The 19,368-nt window shown below is 68.5% G+C and carries 15 protein-coding genes; 7 read left to right on the forward strand and 8 right to left on the reverse strand.

The window, feature by feature from the left end:
- Nucleotides 1–8: 8 nt before the first annotated feature.
- Together ACFXHE_RS37360 and ACFXHE_RS37365 are read right to left on the reverse strand one after the other, a co-directional pair.
- Nucleotides 9–497: a GtrA family protein gene (locus ACFXHE_RS37360; RefSeq protein ID WP_379389406.1), complete on the reverse strand. Its 489-nt coding sequence runs from the start codon at nt 495–497 to the stop codon at nt 9–11.
- Nucleotides 494–2,695, reverse strand: a complete 2,202-nt coding sequence (locus tag ACFXHE_RS37365; protein WP_379389537.1) for a hypothetical protein — start codon at nt 2,693–2,695, stop codon at nt 494–496. Before ACFXHE_RS37365 ends, ACFXHE_RS37360 begins: the two co-directional genes overlap by 4 nt.
- Nucleotides 2,696–3,076: 381 nt before the next feature.
- On the opposite strand from ACFXHE_RS37365, the gene ACFXHE_RS37370 reads away from it, so the two are divergent.
- Together ACFXHE_RS37370 and rffA are read left to right on the forward strand one after the other, a co-directional pair.
- The gene (locus tag ACFXHE_RS37370; RefSeq protein WP_379389538.1) at nt 3,077–4,132 is read left to right on the forward strand and encodes a glycosyltransferase; all 1,056 of its coding nucleotides are present in this window, start codon (nt 3,077–3,079) and stop codon (nt 4,130–4,132) included.
- Nucleotides 4,129–5,268, forward strand: a complete 1,140-nt coding sequence (gene rffA / locus ACFXHE_RS37375) for a dTDP-4-amino-4,6-dideoxygalactose transaminase (RefSeq protein WP_379389408.1) — start codon at nt 4,129–4,131, stop codon at nt 5,266–5,268. The genes ACFXHE_RS37370 and rffA overlap by 4 nt, the downstream gene beginning before the upstream one ends.
- Nucleotides 5,269–5,321: 53 nt before the next feature.
- Here rffA and ACFXHE_RS37380 read toward each other — a convergent pair whose 3' ends face one another.
- Nucleotides 5,322–5,768 carry a MarR family winged helix-turn-helix transcriptional regulator gene (locus ACFXHE_RS37380; RefSeq protein ID WP_379389410.1) on the reverse strand — a complete coding sequence of 149 codons (447 nt, stop codon included), beginning with the start codon at nt 5,766–5,768 and terminating at the stop codon, nt 5,322–5,324.
- A 141-nt stretch (nt 5,769–5,909) separates the two neighbouring features.
- Here ACFXHE_RS37380 and ACFXHE_RS37385 point away from each other — a divergent pair, with 141 nt between their 5' ends.
- A complete protein-coding gene (locus ACFXHE_RS37385; RefSeq protein ID WP_379389412.1) occupies nt 5,910–7,385 on the forward strand; it encodes an MFS transporter in 1,476 nt (491 codons plus the stop codon).
- Nucleotides 7,386–7,455: 70 nt separating this feature from the next.
- Here ACFXHE_RS37385 and ACFXHE_RS37390 read toward each other — a convergent pair whose 3' ends face one another.
- The 3 genes from ACFXHE_RS37390 to ACFXHE_RS37400 form a co-directional block, all read right to left on the reverse strand.
- Complete coding sequence (locus ACFXHE_RS37390) at nt 7,456–8,328, reverse strand: sterol desaturase family protein (RefSeq protein WP_379389414.1); 873 nt, start codon at nt 8,326–8,328, stop codon at nt 7,456–7,458.
- Between the two features lie 85 nt (nt 8,329–8,413).
- Nucleotides 8,414–9,013 (reverse strand): TetR/AcrR family transcriptional regulator, encoded by a 600-nt coding sequence (locus tag ACFXHE_RS37395; protein ID WP_379389415.1) that lies wholly within the window; start codon nt 9,011–9,013, stop codon nt 8,414–8,416.
- A gap of 147 nt (nt 9,014–9,160) precedes the next feature.
- Nucleotides 9,161–12,094, reverse strand: a complete 2,934-nt coding sequence (locus ACFXHE_RS37400) for an AMP-binding protein (protein WP_379389540.1) — start codon at nt 12,092–12,094, stop codon at nt 9,161–9,163.
- A gap of 396 nt (nt 12,095–12,490) precedes the next feature.
- On the opposite strand from ACFXHE_RS37400, the gene ACFXHE_RS37405 reads away from it, so the two are divergent.
- The 4 genes from ACFXHE_RS37405 to idi all read left to right on the forward strand — a co-directional run bounded on the left by ACFXHE_RS37405 (nt 12,491) and on the right by idi (nt 17,471).
- The gene (locus tag ACFXHE_RS37405; protein WP_379389417.1) at nt 12,491–13,897 is read left to right on the forward strand and encodes a family 2B encapsulin nanocompartment shell protein; all 1,407 of its coding nucleotides are present in this window, start codon (nt 12,491–12,493) and stop codon (nt 13,895–13,897) included.
- A gap of 15 nt (nt 13,898–13,912) precedes the next feature.
- Nucleotides 13,913–15,967 (forward strand): family 2 encapsulin nanocompartment cargo protein terpene cyclase, encoded by a 2,055-nt coding sequence (locus ACFXHE_RS37410; RefSeq protein ID WP_379389419.1) that lies wholly within the window; start codon nt 13,913–13,915, stop codon nt 15,965–15,967.
- 68 nt (nt 15,968–16,035) lie between these two features.
- Nucleotides 16,036–16,908 carry a geranyl diphosphate 2-C-methyltransferase gene (locus ACFXHE_RS37415; protein ID WP_379389421.1) on the forward strand — a complete coding sequence of 291 codons (873 nt, stop codon included), beginning with the start codon at nt 16,036–16,038 and terminating at the stop codon, nt 16,906–16,908.
- On the forward strand, nt 16,905–17,471 hold the full coding sequence (gene idi / locus ACFXHE_RS37420; RefSeq protein WP_379389423.1) for an isopentenyl-diphosphate Delta-isomerase: 567 nt from the start codon (nt 16,905–16,907) through the stop codon (nt 17,469–17,471). The genes ACFXHE_RS37415 and idi overlap by 4 nt, the downstream gene beginning before the upstream one ends.
- Nucleotides 17,472–17,510: 39 nt before the next feature.
- Here the strand turns inward: idi and ACFXHE_RS37425 are convergent, their stop codons facing one another.
- Both ACFXHE_RS37425 and ACFXHE_RS37430 read right to left on the reverse strand, forming a co-directional pair.
- Nucleotides 17,511–18,782: a globin domain-containing protein gene (locus tag ACFXHE_RS37425; RefSeq protein ID WP_379389425.1), complete on the reverse strand. Its 1,272-nt coding sequence runs from the start codon at nt 18,780–18,782 to the stop codon at nt 17,511–17,513.
- Between the two features lie 8 nt (nt 18,783–18,790).
- Entirely contained in the window at nt 18,791–19,249 is a 459-nt protein-coding gene (locus ACFXHE_RS37430; protein ID WP_379389427.1) for an RrF2 family transcriptional regulator, read from the reverse strand.
- Nucleotides 19,250–19,368 lie beyond the last annotated feature (119 nt).

Raw genomic sequence — 19,368 nt, forward strand, 5'->3', positions numbered from 1 at the left:
CCGACAACCTACCGGTCGGCGTGGGCGGGAGGGGAATCGGCGGGGCGGCGGAAGCTGATGTGGCGGTGGCCGAAGTAGCTGGCCACCGCGACCAGGCCCATGACCACCACGGCAGCCGGTTTGGCGGGGGCGTGCAGCAGGGAGACGGCGAGTTGCAGCAGCACCATGTTCAGCACCATGCCGACCGCGTTCACGCCGACGAAGGCCACGAAGTCGCGCAGCAGGTGGCCGCGCACCCGGAACACCAGGGTGCGGTGCAGGACGAAGGCCACCACCATGCTGACCGCGTAGGCCAGCGCCACCGACAGGGCGGCGGCGACGTCCTTGGACACCACGCCGCCGAGGACGGTCAGCCACACGATGGTGAGCACCATGCCCATCAGCGTGTTGAAGCCGCCGACCAGGGCGAAGGCGATCTCCTGCCGACGCACCAGCCGGAGCAGCGGCCCGGCCGGGGCGGGCTCGACGCCGGTGAGCGAGGGGCGCGTCTCGGTCACTTGGCGGTGCCCACCAGTTCGCGGTCCGGATCGTCGTCGAGCTGTTCGGCGGCGGGCACGTCCTGTCCGCGCCGACGCGAGCGAACGTACAACCACTGGAGCAGCCCGAGGCCGACGAGCCCGCCCGCGGCACTGCCGATTCCGATCTTCCAGCCCGGCGGCCGCCAGCTCACCTCCAGCACGGCCTTGTCGGTGCCGGCCGGAATGTCCACGGCCACGAAGACTTTCGCGACGGTGTGGAACGGGACGGTCTTGCCGTTGAGGGTGACGCGGTAGCCGGGCCAGCCCAGGCGCGCGAAGGTGACGCGGCCGCCGGTCTCCGAGGAGACCTGTACGCGGCTGGTGGTGTCGGTCTCGTCGAGCGAGGTGGCGGTGACGTCGTGGGCGTCGCCGACGCGGCCGTTGACCGCGGAGATCGGGCCGTTGTCGCGCTCGAGCACCCAGATGTACTTCTCGTGCCCGGGCACGTCGACGAAGTGCCAGCCCTCCGGGGCGGGTTGGTCACCGGCGTCGGGGAACATGGCCTTCTGCAACACAACCCGGTCGATCAGCATGAGGTCGGCGAGGGTGCGGCCGGTGGTCGGCTCGGCGCTGAACAGCCGGCGGTACGCGTCGGGGCAGACGCTGGAGTCCCAGCGCATGCAGAGCATTTCGCCGAAATAGAAGTGCCCGTTGGGCGTATAGCCGTTGACGTAGTCCTGCTGCAGGTCCTTGGCGTAGTTGCCCCACACCAGCGACCCGTACGCGCCCTGCAGGTTCTTGTCGGCGGGCTGCAGCAGGCCGCGGTCGGAGAGCTGAAGGGTGGTGCCGGCCTGAAACTTCGGGAAGGCGGCCATGGCCTCGTTGCGGTCGGCGGGCAGGTTCCACGACATGGGCGTGGGCTGCACCCACCACACCTGGAACCAGGCGATCGGCACCATGGCGGCGATGACCAGCGCGGTGGCTCCGGTGGCGCCGCGGGTGCGGCCCAGCCACACCGCGCCGAACCCGAGGGCGATCACCACGGCGGCCGAGCCCAGGTGCCACAGCACCTGGTGCGGGTCGGCGGAGAAGGTGCGCACCCACAGGGCCAGGACCAGCACCAGTGCCGAGATGATCCGCGTGTTGCGGTCCCGCAGCGTGGCGAAGCGGCCCAGCAGCACGCACACCAGCACGAGCAGGCCCAGCGCCAGCATGGGCAGCACGCGGGCGGGCCAGCGCAGCGGGCCGACGGTGCCGGGCCCTGCGGTCCACATGAGCGCCATCAGTGCGAACAGGGCAATCGCGACGAGCTGCTTCCAGTGTTTCTGCGCCGCTTTCCAATCCACGAACGCCAGCGCCGGGATCAGGAACCAGGCGATGTAGGTCATGGGCAGCGGCTGGACGTAGCCCCACCACGAGGTGAACGCCGGCATGGTGGTCGGCAGGCTGGCGTTCAGCGATTCGGACCACGGCACGGTCAGGAACTGGTCGTTATTGATCTGCGAATTGCCGCGCCAGCTCACCTGCGCCGACAGCATCGAGGGCAGGAAGGTCAGCAGACCCGCCGCGCCCGCGCAGGCCGCCGCAGCGGCCAGGCGCAGCAGCGGGCCGAACGCGTCGCGCCACTGCGGCCAGGCCCGCGGCCCCCGGCACACCAGGTAGCCGACGGCCACCGCGATCAGCATGAGCACGGCCTCGACCGCGGGGAACACGTACTGCACCGAGATCGCCAGGTACAGGTACACGAAGACCGGGATCGGACCGCCCTGGCCGCGCAGGTAGCGCTCCGCGGACGCCCAGGCGTGGATCATCCAGGCGGTGCCGGCCATGGCGGTGAACCAGCTGGCCGAATCGAAGAACAGGAAGAAGCCGGTGAACGGCATGGCCACCCCGGCCACCGCGGCCCACTGCGGGCGGGCGCCGTACACCAGGCACACCCGGTACACGCCGAGCCCGGTGATGATCGCGAAGGCCAGCTTCACGATGGTCGCGTACACGGCAAGGTTGGGCACCGAAGGCGCGATCAGATCGATCAGCAGCTGCGGCGGGTTGAACAGTCCCGCTTCCTCATTGGTGTAGTTGCCCGTCATCCACTGGTCCGGAATCAGCAGCGGGAAATGGCCGTCACGGAAGGCGCGGCCGAAGAACACCCACAGGCCCGTGTACTGGGATTCGGAGTCGTCGGTGAAGAAGTGGCGGGAGTTGGCCAGGATGACAGCCAGATACCCCAGGGTCACCCCGATCGAAGTGACGATGCCCCAGCGGTACACCTCACGCCGAGCCGCCTTGTCGTCCTGCCCGGATTCGGCGGCCCCGACCACCTTGGAAACTGAGCTTTCCACCACGAGTTCCAGACCCTACAGGGCGGCGATGTCGATGGCACTTACGCCGGTCCGTTGCGGGATGGACATAGGGAATGATGGCCGGGTGTCGACACTTCGCCCCGAATGCCGCGCCGAGCAGCGTGTTAGAGTTCAGCGCGGCTCGGGCTCCGGTTTCCGGGCTGGAGTTCCGGCGCATACCGTCATCGAAAGTACATTCAGCTGATGCCGATTCCGTCCGCCCGCACCTACGCGAGCGACCCCAGCGTGACCTCCGGCAGCGAGCGCCCGGCGCGGGTGCACGCGGTCTCCGTCGTGGTGCCCGTGTACCGCGGCGAGGAGACGATCGCCGCACTGGTCAGTGAGCTGGACAAGCTCGGGGAGCCGGTCACCACGCCGCAGGGCGCCACCTTCCGGGTCGAGGAGATCGTGCTGGTGCACGATCACGGGCCCGACCGCTCCGACGTGGTGCTGCAGGAGCTCGCCGAAACCTACCCGCAGGTGCGGGTGGTGTGGTTGAGCCGCAATTACGGCCAGGATGCCGCCACCATCGCCGGTATGGCCGCCGCGCAGGGCGACTGGACCGTCACCATGGACGAGGACGGCCAGCACGATCCGGCCTTCATCGCCGACTTCCTTGACGCGGCGCTCGAGCAGCGCGCCGATCTGGTCTATTCCAAGCCGGTCAACACCCGCCCGCACGGCTTCCTGCGGAATGTCACCTCGCGCGGCGCGAAGATCGTGCTGGCGACGGTGTTCGCGTTCCCGGACTCCACTCGCTTCGAGAGCTACCGGCTGATCCGCGGCGATATCGCGCGGCAGCTGGCGCAGGTCGCCTCCAATGGCGTGTACCTGGATGTGGCGCTCACCTGGGTGGTGGGCGAGGCGGCGCAGGTGCCGGTGCAGTTGCGCGCGGAGGGCCGCGAGGAGTCCGGTTACAACTACCGGCGGCTGTTCTCGCTGTTCTGGAAGATGGTGCTGTGCAGCGGAACTCGCGGCCTGCGGCTGGTGAGCATGCTGGGTGTGACGCTGGCGCTGGGCGGGCTGGCCATGGCGGGGTGGGTGGTGTACCACCGGCTGACCGACAGCGGCACCGACCCCGAGGGCTGGGCTTCGCTCATGACAGTGCTGCTGCTGTGCTCGGGCGCGGTGCTGTTCTCGCTGGGTCTGATCGCCGAATACCTCGGTGTGGCACTGCATGTGCTGGTCGGCAAGCCGCTGTATCTGACGGTGGATTCGCCGACGCCGCGGCCACAGCAGTTGCGCGGCGAAATGCGCTACGACGGTGGAAATCACCACAACGGCACGACGAATCGGTTCGCCGAAGACATCGAGGGGGAGCTCCGCGCGTGAGCAGTGACCGCATCATCTTCAGCCGCCCGTTCCGCGCCGCGCGCGAGCTGCCGAATGTGGAGGCCGTGCTGTCCTCGGACCACAGCCACGGCGATGGTCCCTTCACCGCGACTGCCACCACGAAACTGCGTGACATCACCGGCGCGCGGCACGCACTGCTCACCACCTCGTGCACGCACGCGCTCGAAATGGCCGGGCTGCTGCTGGAACTCGGGCCCGAGGACGAGGTGATCGTGCCGAGTTTCGCGTTCACCTCCAGCGCGACGGCCATGGCGCTGCGCGGCGCGACCGTGGTGTTCGCCGATATCGACGCCGCCACCGGCAATCTGGATCCGGAGTCGGTGGCCGCGGCGGTCACCCCGCGCACCAAGGCCGTCATGGTCATCCACTACGGCGGTGTGGCTGCCGACATGGAGGGCCTGCAGCGGCTGGCCGACGCGCACGGCTTCGCCATCATCGAGGACAACGCGCACGGCCTGGGCGGCTCCTACCGGGGCCGCCCGCTGGGCACCATCGGCACCGTGGGCGCGCTGTCCTTCCACGACACCAAGAACGTGCACTGCGGTGAGGGCGGCGCGGTGCTGCTCACCGACGAAATCCTCATGGCGCGTGCGGAAATCATTCGCGAGAAGGGCACCGACCGGGCCCGCTTCCTGCGCGGCGCGGTGGACAAGTACTCCTGGCAGGACATCGGATCCTCCTACCTGCCCAGCGAATTGAACGCCGCCGTCCTCGACGCCCAGCTCGCCGAGTTCGACACCATCCAGCGCAACCGCCACCGCGTGTGGGACACCTACGCCGCCGCGCTCCCGGACTGGGCCGCCCGCAACGACATTCGCCTCATGACGGTGCCGTCGGACCGCGAGCACACCGCGCACCTGTACTACCTGCGCGTCCCCACCGAACACCGCCGCGACGACCTCATCGCGCACCTGTCCCAGCGCGGCATCGTGGCTCCCTTCCACTACGTCCCGCTGGACTCCTCCCCCGCCGGCCTCAAGCTCGGCCGCACCCCGTTCCCGTGCGTGCGCAGCGCCGAGTTCTCGGCCACCCTGGTGCGGCTCCCCCTGTGGCCGGGCCTGACCGAGGAGCAGCTGACCCGCGTCGTCGACGGCGTCACCAGCTTCACCGTCTAGTAGCCGCGGGCCCGGCGGCATCGCGGATGCCGTTGCCACGCAAGGGGTCCGCGTCAGGGGCGCGCGGAAATACGATTTCGGTAGCGGTCGATGTCGGCGTTCAGGCGCGCGAGGGAGTCGGCGAGGACGGTGACCTCCTCGTCGGTCCAGTCGGCGACGATCTCGTCGAGGTGGCGGATGCTCTGCGCGCGTTCGCCGTTCAGGCGGGACGCGCCTTCCGGGGTGAGGCGGAACTTGCGGGCGATGCCGCCGTCGGGGTCGGGGATGCGGTCGGCGAGGCCGGCGCGGAGCAGCGCTGCGGTCTGCCGGTTCAGGGTGGAGACGTCGAGGCCGAGGATTTCGCTGAGCCGGCCGATGGACATCGGGCCGTCGGCTTCGAGCAGGCTCAACAGCAGGTAGGCGCTGCGATCGAGGCTGGTGTCGGTCGCCTTGCGTGCGATGAGGCTGAAACGGCCCATCAGCATGGTCTGGAATTCCAGCAATTCGGTGGGCTTCGGCACGTCCCGTCCTTCCGCGATCCGCATCGACCTGCGGGTTCAACCCCTGTTCACCCACACCCTAGCGTTGTGCATCCGCCACTGCATGTGCATCTTGCACTTTATGTGTACAGTACACATGGTTACGCATCGTGAGGAGATCCCATGACCCAACCCGATTCCGCTACGGCGTCCGGCTCGACGCCGGCGCGCACGGGCGCGGGCCGCACCCTCGCGGTGCTCGCCTACGCCGGTGTCATCGCGTCGCTCATGCAGACGCTGGTGGTGCCGCTGCTGGGTGAGCTACCCCGCATTTTGAATACGTCGGCCTCGAATACCAGCTGGGTCGTCACCATCACGCTGCTCGTCGCGGCCGTCGCCACTCCCGTCGCGGGCCGGCTCGGCGACATGTACGGCAAGCGGCGCATGATGATCGCCTCCACCATTCCGCTCATCGTCGGGTCGATCGTGTGTGCGGTGTCCGATTCGCTGGTGCCGATGATCGTCGGCCGCGGACTGCAGGGGCTCGGCGTCGGCATCATCCCGCTCGCCATCGCCCTGCTGCGCGATGTGATGCCCGCCGAACGGCTCGGCTCGTCGATCGCGCTGATCAGCTCGTCGCTGGGCATCGGCGGCGCACTGGGCCTGCCGATCGCCTCGGCCGTCACCCAGTACAGCAGCTGGCGTGTGATGTTCTGGGTCGCAGCGGTTCTGGTGGGCATCGCCACCGCGTTGATCGTGACCCTGGTGCCCGAGGGCAGCTCGGAAGGACCGTCGGGACGTTTCGACGTGCCAGGTGCGGCGCTGCTCGGCGCCGGTCTGGTGTCGTTCCTGCTGCCCGTGTCGAAGGGCGCGACCTGGGGCTGGACCAGCGGTACCACGCTGGGCTTGTTCGCTGCGGCGGTCGTCGTCCTGCTCGCCTGGGGTTGGTGGGAGCTGCGGTCGCCCGAGCCGCTGGTGGACCTGCGCACCACCGCGCGTCCGCAGGTGCTGGTCACCAACCTCGCGAGTATCGCGATCGGTGTCGGCATGTACGCACTGCAGTTGAGCATGCCGCAGCTGTTGCAGCTGCCGACGTCGCTCGGTTACGGCCTGGGCCAGTCGATGATCATGATGGGCCTGTGGATGGCCCCCGGCGGCATCATGATGATGCTCGTCTCACCGGTGGGCGCCCGCCTGTCCGCCGCGCGCGGCCCGAAGATCACCCTGTTCACCGGCGCGTTGACCATGGCGGCCGGGTACGGGGTGGCACAGCTGACGATGGGCTCCACCTGGGGCCTGGAGCTGGTGAACATCATCTGCAGCACGGGTGTGGCGCTCGCGTACGGCGCAATGCCGGCGCTGATCATGAGTGGGGTTCCGCTGTCGGAGACGGCCGCCGCCAACAGCTTCAACACCCTGATGCGCTCGGTCGGCACCTCCGTCTCCTCGGCGGTCGTGGGCGCGGTGCTGGCACAGCTGACCATCTCGGTTGGCGGCCATGCCATTCCGACCGAGAACGGCTTCCGCACGGTGTTCCTGATCGGCAGCGCAGCCTGCCTGGTGTCCGCGGTGATCGCGCTCGCGATCCCGGTCCGCAAGGCGGCCGCGGCCCGCACCACCGCAGCAGCCGAGCCACAGAAGGTGCTGGCGGAGAACTGAACCGGAGCGCACGGAGCACGGCCGATTTTCGAAAGCCCGGTCTACGACCGGGCTTTCGTGCGGTGCGAGCTCAGGCGGGCTGGTCGCGCAGCTCCGGGGGCTGCCAGCCGGGCGGGGCGAAGATGTAGCCGAGTTTGTTGCGGTAGCCGTCGGCGGTGCGGACGTCCCGAATGATGTTGCCGTACTCGTGGTATTGCAGCTTCAGGAGGTTGTAGGTGCCGACCGGTTTGGTGAGACCGTAGGTGGGGCGGTGCATTTCGGGCTGAAAGGTGCCGAACAAGCGGTCCCAGATGATGAGGATGCCGGCGTAGTTCTTGTCGAGGTATTCGGGATCGCTGCCGTGGTGGACGCGGTGGTGGGACGGGGTGTTGAAGACGAATTCGATGGGGGCCCACAGCTTTCCGATGGTCTCGGTGTGGGTGAAGAACTGGTAGATCAGGTTGAGGGTGAAGGCGATGTAGATCGTCCAGGGGGCGAAGCCCAGCAGCGGCAGGGGCGCCCAGAAGATGGCCTCGGACCACGGATTCCACTTCTGCCGCAAGGCGGTTCCGAAGTTGAAGTACTCGCTCGAGTGGTGGGCCTGATGGGCGGCCCAGCCGATGCGGACGCGGTGGGAGAAGCGGTGGTTGAGGTAGAAGAGCAGGTCGAGGACCACCTTCAGCAGCACCCAGCTCCACCAGGCGCCGGTCGGGAGGTGCCACGGCGCGAGGTAGGTCCACATCAGGACGAACAGCACCAGGCTGGCCGTCTTGAAGACGAAGGACGAGACCATCGAGCCCATGCCCATGCTCAGACTGGTACGGGTGTCGGGGGTCAGGTACCCGGTCACCCGCTCGCGGTCACTGTCGCGCAGTGTCACCGCCTCCGCCGCGATGCACAGCAGGAACACCGGGATCGCGTAGAGCAGCGGCGTGTTGATCTCGTGCCAGACCTGCGACAACATCGAACCTCCATGAATTGACCGATTCGTAAGTTACCAATCGGTCAATTCAATGGCAAGAGCCCGAACCGAACCGCTCCCGGTCGGATCAGGTGAGCGCGGCGAACAGGCGGGCGCTGCGCGCGATCATGGCCTCGGCCGTCTCGTCGGGATGACCCAGCCACCAGTCGACCAGGGCGGCGACCAGCCCGGTCCATACCGCGATCAGCGCCGACAGATCCTGCGGGTCGGTCAGCCCGTGCCCCGTCACGAACGCGCCCACACCCTGATCGGTCTGGGCCGCGATGCGTGCGCGCGCGGCCAGCGCGGCGTCCGCCGCGGGCCCCTCGGCCGGATGGGACTGGTCGTGCACGACCTTCCAGTCATAGGGCCGCGGCTCCAGCGCGGTGAAGATGGCGGCCAGCGTGCGCTCGGCCATCTCCAGCGAGGCCGTCCCCGAGATGGCCTCGTCGATCGCGTCCCCGAGCACGCCCGCGGCCCGCTCCACGCAGGCCACGTACAACCCGTCCTTGGACCCGAAATACCCGTACACCAACGGTTTCGACACCCCGGCCCCCGCCGCCACCACCGCCGGCGACAGCCCCGCGTACCCGACCCGCGCGATCTCCGCGGCCGCCACATCGAGGATCTGCGCCTCTCGCTCGGCTCGCGGCACCCCCTTGGTCCCCGCCGTGCCGACCCGCTTCACGGTTCCGCTCCCACCTCCGACATCCGATCGCATGCTCGAAAATTACCATTCGGTCAATTCGATGGATCGCAGGCGAAATGCGAACGCGCCCCGGCCCTGCCGTGTCTTCTCCGGTACGACACGGTGGCGGGGGCGCGTTCGAGGCGATCAGCCGAACAGGCGCGCGGCGAGGTCGGGGGTGAGGACCTCGTAGGCCTCGGTGGTGCGGTTGTACCACCAGGTGCGGTCGTCGGGTTCGGCGCGGCCTGCGGCCTGCACCGCCCGCGTCGAGGGACGGTAGGTGGAGCTGCGGGGGATGTCGTCCACGACATAGACGATGTCGGGGCGCTGATCGGGGGCCAGGGCCCGGACCGCCTCGGTCACATCCTTGGGAGCCAGGCCGAAGCCCGCGCGGACGCTCACCGCGGCGACCGCGAGGATGCGGTCCCCGGCGGGGAGGCCGAAGGCCACCTCCATGTCGACGGCGGTGATGTCGTTCAGCACATCGACGATCGGCTGGGTGTAGACCGGGCCGCGCGGCGTCGGGATGACGGTGTCGCGGCGGTCCATGAGCCAGTAGTCGCCGTCGCTGTCGCGGCGGAAGAGGTTCTCGGTGGGCATCCAGGCGTCGCCGGGTGCGAAGACGCCGCGGAGTCCGCCCGCGGAGAGGTCGACGAGGTCGGAGACGGTGCCGATGAGCAGCCCCACCTCGTTGTCGGCGCAGCGCCGCGCGAAACCGCTGTCATCGACCAGGATTTCGTCGGTCAGCGGGTCGTAGGCGATGAGTTCGACCTTGGCGGTGCCCGGCACCGGACGGCCCTTGGAGCCGATCTTGGCGCCGGAGACGTTGGCCAGCACCACATCTCCCTCGATGGAAGCGTAGAACTCCAGCACCTTGGCGGGCGCGAAGCGCTCCTCGGTGCGCCGCCACAGGCCCCTGGGCATTCCGGACCCGATGAACAGGCGGATCGGATGCGCATGCCCGTCGGCGAAGGTGTCGGCGTCGAGGATGTCGCGCAGCATGGTCCAGGTGTAGGTGACCACGGTGACGCCGTAGCGGTGCACCTCCTCGGCGAACCGCGCCGGTTCCAGCGAGCGGGCCAGCGCGATGCGGCTGCCACCGGCCACCGCGCCACCCAGACTCACCAGTAATCCGGACGAATGGTGCAGCGGCGCAAGGCAGTACACGGTGTCGTGGCGGCTCAGGTTCGCCGCCGACGCGGTGCCGAAGGCCGACAGCGCCCAGCGGTGATTGGTGACCTGCTTGACGTCGAACTTGTCGCCGGTACCGGTGACCAGGATGAAGGCCAGCTCGCGCGCCAGGCCCGGATCCGGCCGGTACCAGGCGGGCAGCTCCACCTGCGCCGGGTCGATCTGTTCCAGGTCGACCACATCGGCGCCCGGCGGAATATCGAGGACACGGGCATTGCCGCCGCCGAGCACCAGCACCCGGTGACCGGTGGCGGCCGCGCTGGCGAGGTTCTCCGGATCGGCGATGAGCAGCCTGGTCCCGGTCAGGTCCGCGACCTTGGAGAGTTCGCTCCCCGGCGCCAGCAGCACCGCGACCGCGCCCAGCCGCGACAGCGCGGCGATGGAGGCCAGCGCGCTCGGCCGGGTCTCCATGACCACGCCGACCCGGGTGGCCGGCCGCACCCCGACGGAGATCAGCCCGCGCACCACATTGTCGATGCGCTCGTTGACCGCCTCCTGGGTGTGCACGCGGTCGTCGAACACGAACAGATCGCGCTGCGGCGCGCGCCGCGCCTGCTCGGCGACCAAGCGGCCCAGCGAGATTCGAGTGTGCGGCTGGATCATGCCCAGCCGGGTCAGCCGGGGCAGCGCGCGGGCGGCCTCGCCGGTGAGTTCGACCGTACCGCGCAGCGTCTGCCCGGCCACGCCCTCGATGGACTTGCCGACGCTGGTTCCGGCCTCGGCCAGCGTGCCGAGGGCGTGCACGACCCGGGTGAGCCCGGTGCGCGGGCCACTGCGAACCACCTCGGTGCTCATGCGCTCGACCTGCCCGGGCAGTTCGCCGCGGCCGCTGAGGTAGTTGACCCAGTCGCGCACCACCGGCCAGGTCTGCTTGGTGGCGGTGGAGCCCGACACCAGTCCGAAATGCCCTGCCACAATGCTGGTCTCGTACACATCGGCATTGGGCGCGGCGTGCACGATGCCGCGCACGGCGGCGGGCTGGCCGATGTCGTCGACCTCGCCGACGAAGGCCAGGATCGGGCACTTGATCTCCGCCAGCGAGATGAGCTGATCGCGGATCACGAAGCCGCCCAGCATCATTCGATTGTGCTTGACGAACTGCTGGAGCAGGTCGGTGAGCGCGGGACCGGGGTAGCCGAGCCAGCCGTCGACCTCGAGGAAACGGCGCTGACGCTCCTTGGGCAGCAGCGCCTCACGGTTGTGCAGCTGGCGCAGGAAGTCGATGCGGGCGCGGGCGGTCTTGACCGGATCCAGTGCCTGGAAGCCCAGGCGCACCATGGAATCGGTGATGGGCAGCCGGTTCAGCACGTGATCGGTGAGGAAGTCGGCGGCGTCGGAGACCAGCCCGTGCGGTAGGCCGAAGGGCATGCCCGCGACGGCGTCGACCGGGCTGCCGAAGGTCACGATGGACTCGACGCCCTTGCCGTAGCGGTAGGCCGCGGCCTGGTAGGCGAACATGCCGCCCTGCGAGTACCCCATGAGATGCACTGCGCGGCCGGTGATTTCGGTGACGGTGTCGATGGCGCTCGAGACCGCCAGCACGTGGTCGGCCAGATCCCGGTCCCAGCCGCCCTCCTCGGTGGCCGGTGAGCCGAAATCGACCACCCAGCAATCGATTCCACCCTGGTGCAGAATGCCGACCGCCCCGTCGGCGGCATTCACGTCCCAGATCTCGGCGGTCACCATGATGGGCGGCACCAGCACCACGACCGGACGCTCCGCCCCGGTGTCGTCCGGGAAGTAGTGGCGCAGGCGGTACATCCGCTTCCGCTCCACCACCTCGTACGGCGACGATTCCATGTCGTGAACCAGTCCCCCGAACCGGATCACCTCGAGCCCGTTCTGTGCGGTCGCGACGAGTCGCTCGATCGGACCCACCACGGACCTCATATTGAATTTCACGGCTTCTCTCCCAGACATTTCCTGGCCTTGACCAGCGTCACCCGCCCCGACGCGTCGCGATGAGCTTGCCATACGTCCACCCTACTGCGCTGGCGCTGTGACCAGCACCATGCGGGCTACGCGTCGCGGAGCGATCCGGGCCCGCGCCAAAGCAAACCGGCCGTTCGGGGTTTACGGGATGCAGCAACATTCCAGGCATCATGTTTTGGCATTTCGGCGCGCCGGGTGATCCGGAGCTCTACCATCGGAATCGCTGGAATCGCACTGTCGCGCTTGTCAATTCACTCACTTGACTAATTCACGCAGGCCCCGCTCGGGTCTGCTGTTTCGCCGTGGACTCCACCGCCTTCCGTCGCGGTGACCCTTCGAGGTGAGGACCGCAGCATGACCATCGAAATGCCCCTTCAGACCGAAAACGGCCAGCGCAAGTCCCTCAGTACCGCTGCCGCCCACCAGCTGGCACACACCACCAAATCCGAACCGCAGATGCAGGGCATCAGCTCCCGCTGGCTGACCCGTTCGCTGCCCTGGAGCCAGGTGAAGGGCGGTATCTACCGCGTCAACCGGCGCCTCACGCACACCGTCGGCAACGGCGAGGTGGAGTACGTCATCAACGGCCCGCACGCCCGGGTCATCCCGCTCGAACTGCAGGAGCTGCCGCAGCTGCGCGGCTTCGCGGACGAGGAGATCCTGGCCACCGTGGCAGGCCGCTTCGAACAGCGGGATCTGCCCGCCGGCACCGTGGTCGCCGAGTTCGGCAACCCCATGGACCAGGTGCTGCTGATCGTGCACGGCAAGCTCTCCAAGATCGGCACGGGCGAGTACGGCGAGACCACCAAGCTGGGCATGCTGGGCGGCGGCGACTACTTCGGCGATCAGACCCTCACCGATCCGGACGCCATCTGGCCGGTCACCATCAAGACGGTCACGCCCACCACCATGCTGGTGCTCGCCCGCTCCACCGTGAACCAGCTGACCGAGAACATTCCGGCACTGGCGGAACACCTTTCCGCCGTGGCACACGCCCCGGCGCTGCCGCAGAACAAGTACGGCGAGGCCGAGATCGTCATCTCCTCCGGCCACTCCGGGGAGCCGATGCTCGAGGGCACCTACGTCGACTACGACGATCAACCCCGCGAGTACGAACTCAGCCTGGCCCAGTCGGTGCTGCGCGTGCACACCCGTGTCGCCGACCTGTTCAACGACCCGATGGATCAGATCGAGCAGCAGCTGCGCCTGACCATCGAGGCCCTCTACGAGCGCCGCGAGTACGACCTGGTCAACAATCCGGACTTCGGCCTGCTCAACAACTGTGATCTCAAACAGCGCATCTACACCGAGTCCGGCGCGCCCACTCCGGACGATATGGACGAACTGCTCTCCATGCGCCGCAGCACCAAACTGTTCTTGGCGCACCCCAAGGCAATTGCCGCGTTCGGGCGCGAATGCTCCAAGCGCGGAATCTATCCCGACCCGGTGGAGGTGGACGGCCACCGCGTGCCCGCCTGGCGCGGGGTGCCGATCTTCCCGTGCGGCAAGATCCCGGTCAGCGACACCCAGACCACGTCGATTCTCGCCATGCGCACCGGCGAGAAGGACCAGGGCGTGATCGGCTTGCACCAGACCGGAATTCCGGACGAGTACGAGCCCAGCCTGAACGTCCGGTTCAAGGGCATCGACGATCAGTCGATCATCTCCTACCTGGTCAGCTGCTACTACTCGGCCGCCGTCCTGGTCCCCGACGCGCTCGGCATTCTCGACAATGTGCTGGTCGCCCGTCAGTCCGACTGAGCGAGGTGTCCCGTCATGTCGGTGCTCTCACGCGCCGCGGCCCCGCCTGCCACCCATGAGGTGGCGGCGGCCGTCGCCGCCCTGCTGACCAACCTCGACACCACCGCGCCCCAAACCCTGCTCGCGGCAACCGAAGCCCTCTCTGCCCTGGAATCCATTGCCGCCCTCGGTGATGATCCCCGCCTCGGCGCCTCCGACGCCGCCGAGGCGCACTCCCCCCGACGGCTGCTCGGCCCCTCCGGCCTCGGGGCCCCGAGCCTCCGCGTGAACCTACCCACCCCCCAGGTGATCACGGAGCTCGCGGGACAGGCATCGCGTCCGCCGTCGCCTGCCGGCGGCGCGATGCCGGCCCCCAGACCCCCGACCTCTCCACTCGCCCAACCCCTCCGCCCCATCCCCCGCACCCTGGGCTCCGGCCGCCTCCCCTCCCCACCGGCCGAAACCCATGCCGCGAAACAGAGCTCGCCCGGCCCGGCCCGGCCGATCGATGCCACCACTCGGCCCGGACCCGGCGCCGGAACCAGCCGAACAAACAACGGCCACAACGCAATCAGCGGAGCCTCCGCCGCAAGACCGGGCACCGCCACGTCGGCAACCCCGGTAAGTCCGACCGCCATCGCCGCCGCGCCCGAAAGCCCGTCGCGGCCGGGCACCGCTGCGGCGCCGGGCGCGGGTCTTGCACGGCGAGTTGCGAGCGGCCCCACCGGAATCGGTACGAACTCGACACACCGCCGGGCCGGGGTACCGGGTGGCTCCACTCCGGTCGCGCCTACTTCACCTGCCGCGCGAGCGGACACGGTGGTGCAGGCCGATGCGGTCGCTCCGGCCATCGCCACCTCGGTCGCCGCCGCTCCGGGCGGCGTGGGCCCGGCCGATGCGGCGGCTATCCTGCCCGAGCCGAAGCCGGCCCCGGGCGAGATCGCGGACGTCATTACGGCGGCTCCCACACGGACCCTCGATCCGGCGTGGGATCTCGGCTCAATCACCGAGCTGACATCGGCGGCACCGAGTTCCACTGGGGCCAAGCGGGTTTCGCATGGTCCGAGTGGCATCGGGACCAGATCGGTGCGGCGGGCGGAGGGGGCGGCGATTCCGGCGCTCTACTGTCCGCCGCCGGTGCGGGACAATCCGGCGCTGGCGGAGGCGGTGAATTTCGGGATCATCGCCTGGGCCGAGGAGATCCGGCTGTACGAGGGGCGGCTGGATGATCTGCGGAAGGCCGACTTCGGGCGGCTGATCATGCTGGCGCATCCGGATTGCGATGATGCGGATCGCTTGCTGGCGGCGGCCAAGTGCGCGGTGTCGGAGTGGTCGGTGGACGACTACTACTGCGAGGAGGACGCCAGCGATATCGCGCCGGACGGCAGCAGGTCCAGCGCGGAGGCCGAGCTCGGGCCGCGGCTCGAATTGGCCGCCGCCGCCATGGATCCCGTGCACCTGCCACCGCGGTACCAGGTCAAGGTGCAGGAGGCCATGCAGAGCGATCCGATTCTGCGGGCATTCCGGACCTCCTTCGAGCATCTGTCGCGATTCGCCACCCCGACGCAGGTGGCGCGGCTGCGCACCGAGATCGCCGGCTGGTTCATCGCTTTGGGCGCCGAGGCGGGGTGGCGCGCGGCGGGCCGCATGCCGCCGGTCTGGGAATACCTGCTGAACCGGCAACCGCACAGCTTCCTGCCCTGCATGGCCCCGATCGACGCGGTCGGCGGCTACGAGGTGCCGGCTGCGGAGTACACCGATCCGCGGGTGCGGCGGGTGGTCACCACCGCCGCGCTGGCCAGCCAGATGGTCAACGACCTCTACTCCATGGCGCGCGAAGACCTCTCCGGCGGAAGGGAATTCAACCTCCCCACCGTGCTCGCCGCCGAGGAGCAGTGCTCCCGCCGCCAGGCCGTCCAGCGCACCGCCGAGGTCCACGACGAACTGGTGCACCGCTTCGAGGCCGAGGCGGGCGCTCTCGCCGCCGCCGGCTCCCCGGAGCTGCGCCGCTTCCTGACCGGCCTGTGGGCCTGGATGGGCGGCAACCGGGCCTGGCACGCGGACAGCCGCCGCTACAACGAAACCCCGTGAATCACCTCACCCTTCGATGCGCGCAGTACTTCCAGCGTCATATCACCCATTCGAGAGGATGACCTGCCATGACCGCGCTCCACCCCCGGCCGGATGCCGTGCTGAAGACCGAATACCAGAAATCGGTCGCGTCCTACTGGAACAACAATCCCAATGACGATCGCGTCAACACCAAGCTCGGCGAGGTGGACGGGCTCTATCACCATCACTACGGCATCGGCGAGCCGGACCTGTCGGTCCTGGAAGGCCCCGAGGAGACCCGGCAGGAACGGATCGTCAAGGAACTGCACCGCCTGGAGACCGCGCAGGCCGACGTCCTGCTCGACCAGCTCGGCGACGTCCGCCCCGGCGACCGGCTCATGGACGGCGGGTCCGGCCGCGGCGGTACCAGTTTCATGGCCAACCAGCGCTTCGGCTGCGAGGTGGACGGCGTCACCATCTCCGAATACCAGGTGGGTTTCGCCAATGAGCAGGCCCGCGAGCGCGGCGTCTCCGACAAGGTGCGCTTCCACTTCAAGAACATGCTCGACACCGGTTTCGACTCCGGCTCCCGGCGCGGCATCTGGACCAATGAAACCACCATGTACGTGGACATTCTCGAGCTGTTCGCGGAGTTCTCCCGCCTGCTCGAGCCGGGCGGCCGCTACGTCTGCATCACCGGCTGCTCCAATGACGTGTTCGGCGCCCGCTCGGCCTCGGTGAGCTGGATCGATGCCCACTACGGCTGCAATATCCATCCGCGCAGCCGCTACTTCCAGGCGCTGGCCGCCAATGGCCTGGTCCCCATCGCGGTCACCGACCTCACCCCCGCGACCATCCCCTACTGGGAGCTGCGCACCCGGTCCGAACTCGCGACCGGCGTCGAGAAACCCTTCCTGACCTCGTACAAGGAGGGCAGCTTCCAGTACCTGATGATCACCGCCGATAAGGTGGTTAGGTGACCGGCACCCTCGACGCATCCGACACCACCCCGGTGGTGGACCGTGAGACCCTGCTCGTCGAACTGGTCGACGAGCAGGGCCGGGCGCAGGGTTCGCTGTCGGTGGCAGCCGCCCACACCGCGCCCGGGCGGCTGCATCGCGCCTTCTCGGTGCTGCTGTTCGATGCCGCCGGACGGGTGCTGCTGCAACAGCGGGCGGGCGTGAAGACGCGCTTCCCACTGCTGTGGACCAACACCTGCTGCGGGCATCCGGCGCCGGGACAAGCGGTGGTGGAGGCGGCCGCCAAACGGCTCCACGAGGAACTCGGCATCACCGCCGAGCTGTCCGAGGCCGGCACCTTCACCTATCAGGCCACCGATCCGAATACCGGCCGCGTCGAGTTCGAATTCGATCACGTCCTGATCGGACGGCTGGAAGACACCGCGCCGCACCCGAATCCGGACGAGGTCGCCGATACCGCGTGGATCCGGCCGGACACCCTCGCCGAGAACGTGGCGGCGGAACCCGCGCGCTACACCCCGTGGCTGAGCGGAGTGCTGCGGATCATCGCGGCGCACGGCTAGCCGGTCGATCGCGGCCAGGGGGTCGATTGCCGCCCGCGGTCAGGCGAGGGCGGGCTGCTGATCGGCGTCGAGCAACCAGTCGTTCGGCGCGAAGAGCTCGAAATGGACTCGGTCCGAAGGGATTCCGGCGGACATGAGCTGGGCGCGGACGTACTGCAGGAATCCGGTGCCACCGCACAGGTAGTAGTCCGCGTCCTCGGGCAGATCGACCTGGGTCACGTCCAGCAGGCCGTGACCGTCGGCCTCGTACCAGGTGCGGAAGTACACGTCCGCCAGCCGGTGGGTGAGCGCGTCGACCGTCTCGCGCAGGGGGTGCGCCGTGGTGGAGCGGTCCGCGTGCAGGATCACCGCCCGGCGCGTGGGAGTTTCGGCCGCCAGGTATTCCAGGATTCCCGCCATCGGGGTGACGCCGATGCCCGCGGAGATGAGCACGACCGGCGTGGTGGCCTCGGTGTCGATGGTGAGATCGCCGAAGGGCAGCGTGATTTCGAGGGTGTCGCCCGCGCCGACGGTGTCGTGCAGCCAGTTCGAGACCTCACCGGCCGGCGTGTCCGCGTCGGCGAGCACCTTGCGCACGGTGAAGGCGAGCCGGCCGTCGCCGCCGCGATTGATCAGGCTGTACTGACGCAGCTGGCGGGCGCCGTCGGGCAGCCGCGCGCCGACCGAGATGTACTGTCCCGGAACGAATCCCGGCAGCGGTTCGGACGGATCGGCGGACTCGACCACGAAGGTGGCCACACCCGACGGGTCGTCGAGGCGCTGCACCACCCGGGTCTCGCGGAACACGTCGCCGGGCGCGACGCCCGCGGCGTCGTAGAGCTCCCGCTCGAAATCGATGAGCGTGGTGGCCATCAGCCAGTACACGCGATCCCAGGCCGCGGCGATCTCCGGGGTCACCACGTCCGCGCCCAGCACCTCGACGATGGCGGCGAACAGATGCTCGTGGACGATGCGGTATTCGGGCTCGGTGACGCCCAGCGAGGCGTGCTTGTGGCCGATGCGGGCCAGCAGTTCCCGCGGGTGCGGCAGGCCGGGGTCGACGAGGTGGGTCGCGAACACGGCGATGGAGGCGGCGAGCGCCTTCTGCTGTGCGCCCTGATGCTGGTTGCCGCGGTTGAAGCGGTCGCGCAGCAGCTCGGGGTGGGCGGTGAACATCTTGTTGTAGAACAGCGGGGTGATCTGGTCGATGTGCGCGGCCACCAGGGGCAGAGTCGCGCGAATCACCTCGGCGTGCTCGGCCCCAAGACCTTGGGTAGTGGATTCAGCCAGCTCGGGGAAGGTGTTCAGCGTGGAATCCGGCGCGAGCCTCATGAGGTCTCCTAGGTGTCGATGAGTGAAGCCGCCGGGAATACCGGCATATACAGCAGCTCCACGGTGCGCTGATCCACCAGATCGGACAGGACGTACCGATCGAGTTCGGCGTAGAAGGCGTTCCGCGCAGTGGCGAGGACGCCCCGCAAACGGCACGCATTCGCCAATGGGCACGGATTGTCGCCGCCACACTCGATGACTTCGTTATCACATTCGAGGTGCCGAACAATAGTGCCGATGGTGGTTTTTCTGCCCGCCTCGGTCAGGAAGATCCCGCCGGTGCGTCCGCGCTGGGACTCGACGTAGCCCAGTTCGGCGAGCCGGGAGACGGCTTTGGCAACGTAGTTTTCGGAAGCATTCACCTGTCGCGCAATGAGTTTGACGGTGACTCTTTCCTCGGCATCACTGCTGACCGCCAGGCGCATGAGCGACCGCAAGCCGAGATCGGTGAACCGGGAGAGCTGCATGGGCCCAACGGTACTTATTCCGATTGGGAAAAGCAGGTTTTCCTGCTGTGTGCTTTAATACGTGGATCCGTGCGGAATATGTTACGCCGGACACATTTTCAGGAGACGGTTTATCACTG

Source organism: Nocardia sp. NPDC059229 (assembly GCF_042754165.1).
Taxonomy (GTDB): domain Bacteria; phylum Actinomycetota; class Actinomycetes; order Mycobacteriales; family Mycobacteriaceae; genus Nocardia.

Bases quoted from the DNA above. Each gene is read 5' to 3' on its own strand.
- ACFXHE_RS37385 (WP_379389412.1), top strand. From the start codon at position 5,910: ATGACCCAACCCGATTCCGCTACGGCGTCCGGCTCGACGCCGGCGCGC.
- ACFXHE_RS37390 (WP_379389414.1), bottom strand. From the start codon at position 8,328: ATGTTGTCGCAGGTCTGGCACGAGATCAACACGCCGCTGCTCTACGCG.
- ACFXHE_RS37400 (WP_379389540.1), bottom strand. From the start codon at position 12,094: ATGAGGTCCGTGGTGGGTCCGATCGAGCGACTCGTCGCGACCGCACAG.
- ACFXHE_RS37405 (WP_379389417.1), top strand. From the start codon at position 12,491: ATGACCATCGAAATGCCCCTTCAGACCGAAAACGGCCAGCGCAAGTCC.
- ACFXHE_RS37410 (WP_379389419.1), top strand. From the start codon at position 13,913: ATGTCGGTGCTCTCACGCGCCGCGGCCCCGCCTGCCACCCATGAGGTG.
- ACFXHE_RS37415 (WP_379389421.1), top strand. From the start codon at position 16,036: ATGACCGCGCTCCACCCCCGGCCGGATGCCGTGCTGAAGACCGAATAC.
- ACFXHE_RS37425 (WP_379389425.1), bottom strand. From the start codon at position 18,782: ATGAGGCTCGCGCCGGATTCCACGCTGAACACCTTCCCCGAGCTGGCT.
- ACFXHE_RS37430 (WP_379389427.1), bottom strand. From the start codon at position 19,249: ATGCAGCTCTCCCGGTTCACCGATCTCGGCTTGCGGTCGCTCATGCGC.